The sequence below is a fragment of the Corallococcus sp. AS-1-6 genome (assembly GCF_020037015.1).
In the GTDB taxonomy this organism is placed as follows: domain Bacteria; phylum Myxococcota; class Myxococcia; order Myxococcales; family Myxococcaceae; genus Corallococcus.
Genome location: NZ_JAIQDE010000003.1, coordinates 36847 through 48623, shown reverse-complemented (window position 1 = coordinate 48623; position 11777 = coordinate 36847). Strand labels below are relative to the sequence as shown.

The following is an 11777-nucleotide window of genomic DNA, read 5'->3' as shown; positions in this document are numbered from 1 at the left end:
GCCGATAAGATGGGTTGTTGCCCGCACCCCGCGGCTCGACATCCCGAGGCCTGGAAATGCCTGTGTTTCATGGAGCCCGCCGGCTCGCGCTCTGCCTGCTCACGTTCGTTCTCGCCTGTGGTTCCACCGAGCCGGATCCGACGCCTGGAGAGGGCGCCGACAACGACAAGGTCGCCGCGCTCACCCTCACGCCGAACGGAGCGACGCTCCTGGTGGGCGAAACGCTGACCCTGACCGCCCAGGCGCTCGACGACAGCGGCCACGCGCTCAGGGACGTCCAGGTGACCTGGTCCTCCTACCTGCCCGAGTACGCCACGGTGACCCAGGGCCGGGTCACGGGCGTGGCCCCCGGCGGCACGGTCATCACCGCCAAGGTGGGCTCGGTGAGCACGACCCTGACCGTGGTCGTGATGCCGGACGACCCGTCCCGCCCGTCGAGCGACGAGGTCCTGACGTCCGCGCATGAGGCGGGCCTCATCAACGACGAGGAGCTGCTGGCCTACCGGGTCTACGCCGCGTTCGGCGATCCCCGGCTGCCCCTCCAGTACAAGGCCCGGGTCGAGCCGGGCTTCGACGCCACCCCGCTCGAGGAGCTTCACGCGCGCTTCGATGCGCTCTCCGCGCCGATGCAGGAGGCGCTCGGGATGTACATGCTGCGCCCGGATGACCCGGGGAGCTGGCTCAACGCGCCCCTGCCCGACACCCGGCTGCGCAGCATGGCGCGGCCCACCTGCCGCCCCAGCTCCGAGCACTGGGACTCCCCTTCGAAGTCCTTCTCGAAGGTGAAGGTCTGGTACAAGTACGCCGTTCCGGGGCAGCGCGAGCAGGCCGTCCTCCTCGACGAGGCGATGGAAAAGGAGATCTGGCCGAAGCTGATGGCGCTGGGGCTCAAGGAGCCGCTCTCCGATGGGGCCTACGCCTGCAACGGAGGAAGCCCCCAGCTCGACATCTACCTGACGCCCAACATGGGCGGCCGGGGCTTGACCCTCCCGGAGGGCTTGGACAACACGCAGGCCGCCACCTACATCCTGCTGTCGGACGGGCTCACCGGTGACGATCTCAAGGGCGCGGCGGCGCACGAGCTGATGCACGCCATCCAGTGGTCCTACAAAACGAAGGGCTCGCAGGCCAGCTACGGATGGATCCGCGACGCGACCGCGAACTGGGCCATCGACCATGTGTATGGACAGAAGCCGCAGCTCGAGCACGACTACGCCGGCTGCTTCATGAGCAGCCCGGACCTGTCCCTGGAGGACCGCTCTCCGGGCCACTGCACCTCCGCGGGAGCGGGCAGCGGGGCTGGGCGCGACTACGGCGCCTACCTGTTCTTCCAATACATCGCGAAGAAGCACGGCCCGAACTTCGTGGTGGCGGCGCTGGAGAAGCTGACCACGGAGACCTCCAGCCTCACCGCGGTGGACTCCGCGGTTCCCGGCAAGCTGGAGAAGGTCTGGCCGGAGTTCGCGAAGGTGCTCTGGAACCAGGCGCCCATCGACGCCAAGGCGGAGTCCTTCACGAAGTGGGACCAGCTCACGGAGAAGGTGAAGTCCCACGCGCTCAACGGCGACCTGGGCGGCGCGCCCGAGCACAAGGAAGAGCTCCACGACGAGCTGAAGAACCTGTCCAACCACTACGAGCACTTCACGTTCAGCGACCCGAACACGCGCTCCATGCTCTTCCACAACGGGTGGTTCAAGAACGTCACCGAGTCGAATGAGCCGGTGAAGGTGCTCGCGCTCTGGAACGACGCGAGCGGGGCGTGGCACGAGGAGGACTTGAGCAACTACGAGTACGTGGGCTTCTGCCGCGACCTGAAGGCGCAGCGGGTCCAGGACCTGATCATCATCACCAGCAACGCGAAGTTCCAGCCCGGCGGCGGCGGGAGCCTGAAGGCGGCGAAGAAGCCCTACCTCAAGCGCAGCAACCTGGGCTGCTGGAAGTACAAGGGCACCACGAACGCGGTCCTGAAGGGGAGCGGCTGGTCGGGGCCGGGGAAGATCATCGACGCGAACCTGGAGTTCCAGGCGCTGGGTGACTTCTCGAGCGCGGACTATGATCACCCGAGCTTCCCGCACACGAAGCGGCTGGGGGCCTTCCTGATCATGCTGGCCTCGGGCGACTTCACGCTCGACATCGACTACACGTCCGGCAAGTGCCGGTACACGCACGGGCCCACGAAGTACTCGCTGGTCGCCTCGGGCGGGGTGATGTTGATGAACCCCTTCAACGAGTTGACGTCACCGGACCCCGACATCCAGTCGTGGCTGTCGCACGCCTCGCGCGCGTACACGGCGGCGATCGGGGATGGACGCCTGGTGGATGTCGCCCTGAGCGGCGGCACGGACTGCCGGGGGCCGGTGAAGGATGCCCCCGGGAACATCCTCCTCACGGATGACGGTCTGCTACTGCCGCTGGCGAAGCCCAATGGCGAGCTGTCCACGACGTTCACCTACGCGGACACCACCTTCACCTGGACGCTGCAACCGCAACAAGAGCCCTGAGGCGTGGGGGCTCCCGAGGGAGCCCCCGCCCGTGGCTCAGAACGCGACCTGGAACCGGGACAGCACGACGTTCTCTGCTTCCCGGTCCCCGTCCAGCGCCCCGCCCACGTAGTCCGTGCGGTGGTAGTTCAGCGCGACGCGCACGCGCCGGTTGAGGGCGAAGAGCGTGGCGACGCCGAAGCCCCGGGCCTGGCTCACGGAGCGGGTGGGGTCCGCGAAGACGGGGAACGCGTCGTCGTCCATGTCCAGGCCCTGGTAGCGCACGGAGATCTCCAGGGCGCCGCCCTTGCCCGTCTTGGGGTCGAAGGGGCGGTGGGGCTTGGGGCCCGTGAAGGACGCGTCCCCGCCCAGCACATACGACGCATACGCCTGCCACGCGTGGTGGCGCAGGCGCGCGCGCTGGTCCCCCACCCGCACCTCCTGGGACGACAGGACGTACTCCGCGAGCAGGCCCACCGGGCCCCAGTAGAAGGAGCCCTGGGGCGACAGACGCACGTGCTCTCCGTCCGCGACGACGGTGGGGCCCACGGTGCCGTTGTTCAGGAAGCTGAAGATGATCTCCTGGCCGGTGCTGCGCTGCGGCACCAGGCCGGTGTTGGCGACGGTGGCGGAGGGCGTGCCGAACTGGAGGCCCCGGGAGACGGCGACGCCCAGGCCCAGGCCCTCGAGCGCGGAGCCGGTGTCGCCCTTGAAGGGCTGGGCGAAGACGCGGGCCACCAGGTCGAAGCTGTCGTCGGTGTTGACGTCGATGCTGGCGCCGTCGGGATCGCCGTTGACCACCGCGAACGCATAGGCGAGCCGCCCTCCGGCGATGTCGCCGTGCAGTTGCAGGCCCGCGTCGCGGATGGGGACCAGGTCGAAGGTGAGCGAGCGCTCGATGAAGGGGACGTCCGTGTTGGCCTGGAGCAGCTCCAGCCCGAAGGGCGTCTTGAAGCGGCCGGCGCGCAGCTTGAGCCACTCGACGGGGCGCAGGTCGATGTACGCGTCCTGGATGAGCGGCTGGTTGACGCCGAAGTCCGGCATGAGGCGGAAGTCCACGAAGCCGAACAGCGTCCCGTCCAGGAAGGGGCGCAGGCGCCGGATGAGGAACGTGTTGGTGCCGGTCCGGTCCGAGTCCGCCAGGTAGAAGCGGCCGTCCCCCTGGAGCTGTCCGCGGATCTTCAGCACGAAGGCCTTGTCGGCGGTGGAGAAGACGTAGCCCTCCTCGGAGAGCTGGACGCTGGGGGGCTCCTGGGGCTTTTCGGGCTCGGTCGCCTGGGCGCGGGCCGGGGGCGCGGTGAGCAGCAGCATCCCCAGGGTGGCGAGGTGGGCGGCGGAGAAGGCGGACACGCGGGACCTTTCAGGCGGGGTGCGCCAGGGTTGGAGGGTGCGTCGGGCGAGCACCCTCCCCGCGTGTCAGTGACCCTGTCAAGCGCGCCAGCGCTTCCAGGGCCGGGACAGACTACTTCTTGCCCTTGCCCTTGCCGCCCTTGTGGTGGTCGCCATCGTGCCCGCGGCCGTGCCCGTGGTCATGGCCCCGTTCATGGTGCGACGCGGGCACCACGTTCCCCTTCTTCGCGTGCTTCCACCGCTTGTAACGGCCCGGAGGCAGCTTGACGACGGTGACGGGGACCCGCCGCTCCTCCACGACCACCCAGCCACCGCGGTAGTCGCGCGCCCGGTACCACCGCCCATCGCGGCGCACCCAGTACGCATCGTCCACGACGTAGAGGTCCTCGTCGTAGTCCTCCACCACCTGCACGCCCGGCTGCACGACGACGAGCGGCGGCGGAGTCGAGAAGACGATGTCGGGCAGCTTCACGTCGATGTCCACACGCACCTGCCCGAAGGCCATCGAAGGAAGCAGGACGAGCGCAGCCAGGAGTCGGTTCATCCGGCGAGCCTAGAGGCCCGCCTGCTCACCCGACAACCCCTCCCTGTGCCGCGCCCCGCACTGTGTGTCATTGCGCTCGTGGACGCGCGGAACGTCTCTTCCAGCCAATGTGTATCAGAGCAGCCCAGGTTCACAGGCCACGCGCCCAAACCGGTTCAGCCCTTCCCCTTCGGGCGGCTCACGGTGAACAGGACGATGTTGTGATCCGAGCCGCCGGTCGGGCCGGCCCGCACGTTGGTGACCTTGCACCCGTAGGACATGGCGTAGTCGATCTTCCCGTGGCCGTGGCTCTCCACGCCGCCATGGGTCTTCATGCCCGCCTGCCGTGCGATCCAGTTGGGGGACCACTTCCCCTTCGTCGACGCCGGCTCGTTCCAGTCGCCGCCGATGAGCAGGCCCTCGTCGGGGTTCTTCTCCATCTTCCGCTTCGCGAAGCCGAGCAGCTTCTCGGAGAGCGACTTGTAGGTGCTCACGCGGTTCTTCGGCCCGTCGATCTGCCCGCCCTTCCAGTCGACCGAGGGCGGCTGGTGGGCCGAGACGACCTGAAGCCAGCCCGCGAGCTTGACCGCGGTGGCCGCCCGCGGCGGTGCGTGGCCGCCGCGCACGGTGGTCCAGCCGCCGCCCTCTCCCTGGATGGAGGTCTTGTGCCCCTGGAGCAGGCTGTCCTTGACGAGGACGCCCGTCTCGCCGTGGTCCTTGGCGCCGGGGAAGGTCACCAGGTGGTAGCCGGGGATGTTCTCCAGGGCCTTGTGGTAGCCGTTGATCTCCTGGAGCTGGACGAAGTCGAGCTTGTTCTTCCTGGCGAAGTCGCCCAGCCACTTCCGCACGTCCTGGGGGTTGCGGTCGCGCTCGACGTTGTAGGTGGCGCCCTTGAGCTGGGACGGGGTCTTGCCCTTGCTGTCGCTGCCGCCCGTCGCGCGGGCCTGGGCGGTCCCGGCGTCGAAGCGGTCGTCAGCGGCGCCCTGGAGGTGACCGGCCGGCTTCTGGCGCGCCTCGGCCTTCTGGACGCCATGGTCAGGGGAACCGGCGTGGAGGGGACGTTGGAATCGGGCAGTCATTCGCATGATTTCCCCAATTCTCGACCATTGAGAGAAAATGTTTCCTAGACTCCCGGGCATGACGACCCCCGTGAACAAGACCGTCCTCTGTCTCTGGTACGAACACAGCGCTGAAGAGGCGGCGGCGTTCTACGCCCGCACGTTCCCTGGCAGCTCCGTCGGCGCCAAGCACCACGCACCGGGCGACTTCCCGGACGGCAAGGAGGGGGATGTCCTCACGGTGGACTTCACCGTGTTGGGCTTCCCCTGCATCGGCCTCAATGGCGGGCCCACCTTCAAGCACAGCGAAGCCTTCTCGTTCCAGGTGAGCACGAAGGACCAGGAGGAGACGGACCGTTACTGGAATGCCATCGTCGGCAACGGCGGGCAGGAGAGCCAGTGCGGGTGGTGCAAGGACAAGTGGGGGATCTCGTGGCAGATCACCCCTACTGCCCTGTCGGAGGGCATGAGTGATCCGGATCCGGCCGCGCGCAAGCGGGTGTTCGCCGCGATGATGGGGATGAAGAAGATCGACATCGCGGCGATCAACGCGGCCCGCCGAGGTTGAGGCTTGGGGTTCTTCCGGCGGATTCGATAGAAATCCGTTCGTGTCGACCCCTTCCTCCTCATCGCGCGGTGGCTTCGCGGCCTCCCCGCTCGCGCTCGGGCTGATGTGCCTGGCCTTGTTCGGCATCTACATCACGAGTGACGCGCGGTTGCAGACGGACTCGCTGTGGTCCATCCCCTCGGCGGCCAGCATCCTCCACGAGGGGAACACCGACCTGGACGAGTTCCGGCGCTCGTTCTTCCCGGGGACGGCCTATGCGCGCAACGAGGCCGGCGGCCACACGTACTACGTGTATCCGCCGGGCGTGATGGTCTCCGCGCTCCCGTTCCTGGCCGCGGCGGAAGGGCTGATCTCCCTGCTGGAGCCGGTGCTGCCCCGACTGGGGACGTTCGGCGCCGAGGCGCTCGCGTGGCGTGCGCTGTTCCGGCAGACCGGCGGGGTGGACCTGAGCGCCTTCGCCCGCACGGAGCAGCTCATCGCCTCGTTCTACGTCGTCGCCGCGGCGGCGGTGCTGCTCGTCACCCTGCGCAGGCGGGTGTCTCCGGGAGCGGCGCTCGTCACCGTGCTGCTCTTCGGGCTGGGCACCACGGCGTTCTCCACCGCGAGCCGGGTGCTCTGGCAGCACGGCCCCGGGCTCCTCACCATCGCCTGCGTCATGCTGCTGCTGGCCCGGCCCGCGCAGACCGGGCGCACCGCGTTGCTCCTGGGCTTCTGGGTCGCGGCCGCCTACGCCTGCCGGCCCACGCACTCATTGACCGTCCTGGTGGTCACCGGGTTCATGGCCCTGCGCTTCCGCCGCCAGTTGCCCGCCTACTTCGCGGGTGCGGCGCTGGTGGCGATTCCCTTCTGCGCGTACCACCTGGCGGTCTACGGCTCGGTGTTCTCGCCCTACTACCGGCACTCGTTGGATCCGCTCGCCGGCCGGTTCTTCATGGCCCTGGCCGCCAACCTCGTCAGCCCCTCGCGAGGCCTCTTCACCTTCTCACCGTTCCTGGTGCTGGGCGTTGTCGGCTTCGTCCAGCGGTGGCGCCAGCGGAGCCTGGAGCCCTACGAGGTCGCCTTCGCCCTCATCGTGGTCCTGCACTGGGCGGCCATCTCGTCCTTCTTCATCTGGTGGGCCGGGCACTCCATTGGCCCGCGCTTCTTCACCGACGTGCTGCCGTACCTCGCGTACTTCCTCGCCTTCCCCGTGCAGACGATCCTGGAGGCCCCTTCACGGCACCGCGTCCTCGCGGGCGCGCTCGTCGTGACGGCCGTGTTCAGCGTGTTCGTCCACTGGCGGGCCTCCATCTCCTACGACGTCCACAACTGGAACTCCTATCCGGCGAACGTGGACGCGGATCCCTCGCGCGTCTGGGATTGGAAGGACGCGCAGTTCCTTCGCGCCCTCCCCGCCCGCTACCGGTGAAGGGGCTTCAGCTCGCCTCGGCCACCCATCCGGACGTGGGCGGCGCAGCGAAGAAGCGCGAGAGCTCGGCCTGGGCCTCGCGGGCCTGCGCCGCGCTGATGCGCCCCTCGCGCTCCAGCCTGCCGATGATGACGCCCGCGCGGGTGCGCAGGGTCTCGGGCCGCTGCGCCGGCAGCCAGCGGCGCGGGGCGGGCAGCATGGCCGCGAGCATCGCGCCCTGCGCCACGCTGAGCGCCCGGGCCGAGACGCCGAAGTGCTCCCGCGCCGCCGCCTCGATGCCGTAGACGCCCTCTCCCCACTCCACGACGTTCAGGTACAGCGCGAGGATGCGCTGCTTGGGCAGGTGCGTTTCCAACTGGCGCGCGAGCAGGAACTCCTTTCCCTTCCGCAGCAGGCTGCGGTCCGTGGAGAGGTAGAGGTTCTTCGCCAGTTGCTGCGTGACGGTGGAGGCGCCGCGCCCCAGGCGCGCCTCGCGCACTGACTGCTCGAAGGCGTTCTCCACCTCGGTCCAGTCCACGCCCTCGTGCTTGTAGAAGCGCGCGTCCTCGGAGATCAGCACCGCGTCCACGGCGTGCGGGGCCACCGCGCCCAGCGACACCCAGGACTGGCGCACGCGAGGCTTCGTGCCCGTCTCCAGCGCCTCCTCGACTCGCTGCTCCATCAGCGCGGTGGTGCGCGGGTTCTGCGTCCGCAGGGCGCCCACGTCGGGCAGCCGCGCGGCCTCCACGCCAAACCAGAGGGCGAGCATCAGCCACCCGCAGAGCGCCCAGCGACGCCAGGCCGGGACGGAGGACTTCCCCGGCTTCCCCGCGGCACGCCGGGCACCGGAGGAGGGCTGCTTCGTCTTCTGCGTCCGGACGTTGGAGGCGCGCACAGAGGGCGGACGGGATGTCATGGCTACGCCTACATCTGCCTCCATCAACCCATGCTGTCCAGAAGATGGCCGGGACGGGCCCCGGCGGCGCCCCCTTGGCCGGACGCGGATTTAACCCGGCTTAATTCGTCCGCTGCGGCGCTACGCGCGACAACCCCTCTGTCTGACTCAGAGGGGGAAGTGCACATGCAGTGGCCGATCCGGAGCTTTCAGCCGTTCATCAACACCGTGAAGCCGTCCAGCAGCGGAGCCGCGAGCGCACCGCGGCAGGCCCCCGCCGGTCCGCCGCCGTCACCAGGCGGCACGTCGTCCTGGGGAGGCGCGCCCACCGACAGCTTCAGCGCGAGCACGCCGGGGGCGTCGAAGCGCAACCCGCTGAACGTGCCGGACTCCGCGCCCTCCCCCGCCGTCACGCCGATGCTGACGAAGCCGACCGCTTCCAGGGACTTCTCCGCCAGTGGCTCGGGGATGCTGGGCTCCAACGGCATCTCCGGGAGCGCGAGCCTCGAGGCGGGGGTGAAGCTGGACGCGGGCCTCGTCTCGATGAAGGTCGCCGGGTACACCGAGCTGGGGGCGGGCTTCAGCCGGGACGCGTCGATGACGACCTTCAGCGTGGACGCCGAGGTCGGCGTGAAGGGAGAGCTCCAGGCGGAAACGACGCAGGTCACCGTCACCGGCTCCGCCCAGGCGGGCGTGCGTGGCAGCTACCAGGTGACGCTGCCGACGGCGGCCGCGGCGGGCATCACCTCGCCCGAGCAGGCCGCCCAGCAGCTCAACCCGTCCCTGCCCCAGAACCTGCCGGTGGGCGCGACGGTGACGCTCACCGGAGAGACCTTCGTGGGCACGGGCCTGGAGGTGGCGTTCAAGAACATCGCCGGCATCTTCGGCGCCATCGGGGGGATGCGCACCGAGAAGGCCAGCGGCATGTCGCTCGCCGTCACCCGGCTGGACGACAAGACCGTCCGGGTCACCGTCGGTCCCACGGAGGCGGTGTCGCGCACGCTCGAGGGGAAGCTGGGGGTGTTCGGCATCGCGTTCGGCGCGACGGACACGCGGCGCGTGGAGGGGCGGTTGAGCTCGCGGCAGGTGGACTTCGACATCTCCACGTCGGCGGGACAGGCGGCCTACGACCGCTTCCTCGCCACGGGCGAGCTGCCGAAGAACGACCCGGCCCACGGCACATCCAACGCGGCGACGGTGCAGATCGCCTCCGACACGCTCACGCGCGAGGTCACCCTCGGCATCGACCTGGGCGCGGCCGTGCTCGACAGCAACGTCTACGTCGCCACGACCTACGACGCCGGTGGCCCGACGGAGTTCCAGTACACGGGCACCAAGGGGCCCGTCACCTTCTCGGTCAGCGGTGACTGGAAGGCCCCCGAGGACCCGTCCACGTACACCTATGCGGCCACGCTGCCGGACCTGGCCTCCGGGACCGCGAACGGGCTCCAGGACGTCTACCCGAACACGACGGGGAGCGGCTCCACGGCGTCCGTGTCCTTCACCCACGCGGAGGCGCAGCAGGTCCAGCAGCTCGCACGGGACTGGCTGACGGCCATCGAGCAGGGCCGCCCCGGCTACGCGGGCAACACGCCGGAGTCCTGGGTGATGGATGTCGCCAACGCCGCGACCCCTGAAGAGGCCCTGGCCCTGCTGCTGACGCCGGAGACCAACAACGTCACCGACGTGGTGGCGAACCGCGTGGTCGCGCTCAGCGTCTTCCAGCTCGACAACGGCGGAGGACAGATGCCCGGGTCGCTCACCCTCTCGGAGGGCTGACCTCGCGAGCAGCGAGCCCCACCCCAGGCGGCGGCGTCCCTCGCGCGGACGCCGCCGACGCCAGCAGCTCGGGGCCGGGCCAGGCATTGCTCGGCCTTCCCTCCGCCAGGAAGTCCACCGCGGGCGACAGCACCTCCGGGGCATAGAGGATGCGGAAGTGCCCCAGCCCTTCCGTGCGCGTGAGCTGCGCGCCCGGCCACGCGCGCGCCACCGCTTCGCCAGCTTCCAGCGGCACCTCGCGGTCCCCCACGTCGTGGAAGATGCGCAGCGGCACGTCCAGCCCTGGCGCGAAGGCAGGCAGCGCCAGGTCCGCCAGCCGCATGTCGAAGCGCGCCTCGATTCGCGCCGCCATCCGCCGCCACAGGGCCTCCGGCAGGCCCACCGTGTCCGCGAAGGCCCGGATGCCCGCCAGCGGATCCGCGGGCGGCGAGAGGAAGACCGCGCGCTCCACCTTCATCCCGTCCCGCAGCGCCACCGCCGTGGCCGCCGCGCCGAACGAGTGCGCCACCACCGCGTAGGGCCCGCCCGTCGCCTCTCCCACCGCCGCCACCATCCCCGCCAGCTCCGGCAGCGAGCTGGTGCGCCCGGAGGACGCCCCGTGCCCCGGCGCGTCGTACGTCACCACCGAGAACCCCGCGTCCACCAGGGGCTGCACGAAGGCCGTGAGCTGCCCGCCGTAGCCGCTCCACCCGTGCACGAGCAGCACCCGGGGCCCCTCGCCCCAGCTCCACACCGCCACCTCCTCGCCCTCCACCTTCAACACCCGGGGCTGGCCCCGCGCCAGCACCGCCTCCGCCGTGCGCGAGCGCCGCGGCCGCTGGGGTGTCAGGAACAGCCGCTCCGCCCACGCCGTGGCCAGCCCGGGCGACACCGCCCCCAGGCTCCGCGCCGCCGCCCGCACACCCCACAGCGCCATCTTCGTCCGAACGTTCGTGCTATTTTCAGCCATGATGAGGTCCTCCTCGAAGGACACGGCGACGACAAGGTCAGGAAGTGGGGGTGTGGGCGGCGGCGACGAGCGCGTCGAAGGCCCGGCGGGCTCGCGCCTCGGCCTGGGGGTCCCGCATCAACCGCTTCGCGTGGTGGAAGCCCAGCATCACGGCGTACTGATCATGGGCGAACTGCTCCACGTCCAGGGCCTCGCGGAAGTGCCCTTCCGCCACGGCGATGCGGGCGGCCTGGGCCAGGCAGTCCAGCCAGTCCCGCTGGCTCTGCACCAGCGTGTCCCTCGCGGGCCCGGGCGCGTCGTCCAGCTCCGCCGCCGCCGCCACGAAGATGCAGCCGCCCTCGAGCAGCTTGTCCCGGTCCCAGGTGAGCCAGCCGTCAAAGAGCGCCCGCACGCGGGGCTCGCCGCGGGCCTTGCCCAGCGCCGGGCGGACGACGCGCTCGGTGAAGACGGCGGTGGCCGCCTCCAGCACCTGCACCTGCAGCTCCGTCTTGGACTTGAAGTGCGCGAACAGGCCGCTCTTGGAGAGGCCCAGCTCCTCGGCCAGCCCCCCGATGCTCAGTCCCTGCAGCCCCACCCGGCTCGCCAGCCGGACGGCCGTCTCCAGGATGGTCTGATGGGTGAGCTCGCCCTTGCGCATGGGCACTTCATAGGACGGTCGTGCTTTTTCCGCAACCGCTTCTGCGGGAGCCGTGGCCGGGCGCGGAGTGCACACCCATGGCTCCTGCTGGCCCCCGTCAGACCGAAGCTGAGGGCGGGTCCAACGCGGCAAGGGTCACCCACCCGCACGG

General features: G+C 70.0%; 11 protein-coding genes. 4 read left to right on the top strand and 7 right to left on the bottom strand.

What is annotated here, in order from left to right:
* The first annotated feature begins 56 nt into the window (after nucleotides 1-56).
* Nucleotides 57-2501: an Ig-like domain-containing protein gene (locus K8612_RS05620; protein WP_223761501.1), complete on the top strand. Its 2445-nt coding sequence runs from the start codon at nucleotides 57-59 to the stop codon at nucleotides 2499-2501.
* Nucleotides 2502-2537: 36 nt separating this feature from the next.
* Here the strand turns inward: K8612_RS05620 and K8612_RS05615 are convergent, their stop codons facing one another.
* From K8612_RS05615 to K8612_RS05605, 3 genes are all read right to left on the bottom strand, one after another.
* Complete coding sequence (locus tag K8612_RS05615) at nucleotides 2538-3830, bottom strand: porin (protein WP_223761500.1); 1293 nt, start codon at nucleotides 3828-3830, stop codon at nucleotides 2538-2540.
* Nucleotides 3831-3942: 112 nt separating this feature from the next.
* Nucleotides 3943-4374 carry a hypothetical protein gene (locus tag K8612_RS05610; RefSeq protein WP_223761499.1) on the bottom strand — a complete coding sequence of 144 codons (432 nt, stop codon included), beginning with the start codon at nucleotides 4372-4374 and terminating at the stop codon, nucleotides 3943-3945.
* Nucleotides 4375-4529: 155 nt separating this feature from the next.
* The gene (locus K8612_RS05605) at nucleotides 4530-5432 is read right to left on the bottom strand and encodes an endonuclease/exonuclease/phosphatase family protein (protein WP_223761498.1); all 903 of its coding nucleotides are present in this window, start codon (nucleotides 5430-5432) and stop codon (nucleotides 4530-4532) included.
* 58 nt (nucleotides 5433-5490) lie between these two features.
* Here K8612_RS05605 and K8612_RS05600 point away from each other — a divergent pair, with 58 nt between their 5' ends.
* Both K8612_RS05600 and K8612_RS05595 read left to right on the top strand, forming a co-directional pair.
* On the top strand, nucleotides 5491-5979 hold the full coding sequence (locus K8612_RS05600; RefSeq protein WP_223761497.1) for a VOC family protein: 489 nt from the start codon (nucleotides 5491-5493) through the stop codon (nucleotides 5977-5979).
* 40 nt (nucleotides 5980-6019) lie between these two features.
* Entirely contained in the window at nucleotides 6020-7387 is a 1368-nt protein-coding gene (locus K8612_RS05595) for a hypothetical protein (protein WP_223740469.1), read from the top strand.
* 7 nt (nucleotides 7388-7394) lie between these two features.
* On the opposite strand, the gene mtgA is transcribed toward K8612_RS05595, so the two are convergent.
* Both mtgA and K8612_RS05585 read right to left on the bottom strand, forming a co-directional pair.
* A complete protein-coding gene (mtgA, locus tag K8612_RS05590) occupies nucleotides 7395-8282 on the bottom strand; it encodes a monofunctional biosynthetic peptidoglycan transglycosylase (protein ID WP_223761496.1) in 888 nt (295 codons plus the stop codon).
* A 188-nt stretch (nucleotides 8283-8470) separates the two neighbouring features.
* Nucleotides 8471-8743: a hypothetical protein gene (locus K8612_RS05585; protein ID WP_223761495.1), complete on the bottom strand. Its 273-nt coding sequence runs from the start codon at nucleotides 8741-8743 to the stop codon at nucleotides 8471-8473.
* Here K8612_RS05585 and K8612_RS05580 point away from each other — a divergent pair.
* On the top strand, nucleotides 8730-10040 hold the full coding sequence (locus K8612_RS05580) for a hypothetical protein (RefSeq protein WP_223761494.1): 1311 nt from the start codon (nucleotides 8730-8732) through the stop codon (nucleotides 10038-10040). The genes K8612_RS05585 and K8612_RS05580 overlap by 14 nt on opposite strands.
* Here K8612_RS05580 and K8612_RS05575 read toward each other — a convergent pair.
* Both K8612_RS05575 and K8612_RS05570 read right to left on the bottom strand, forming a co-directional pair.
* A complete protein-coding gene (locus K8612_RS05575) occupies nucleotides 10021-10989 on the bottom strand; it encodes an alpha/beta hydrolase (RefSeq protein WP_223761493.1) in 969 nt (322 codons plus the stop codon). The genes K8612_RS05580 and K8612_RS05575 overlap by 20 nt on opposite strands.
* Before the next feature lie 37 nt (nucleotides 10990-11026).
* A complete protein-coding gene (locus K8612_RS05570; RefSeq protein ID WP_223740474.1) occupies nucleotides 11027-11626 on the bottom strand; it encodes a TetR/AcrR family transcriptional regulator in 600 nt (199 codons plus the stop codon).
* Nucleotides 11627-11777: the final 151 nt, after the last annotated feature.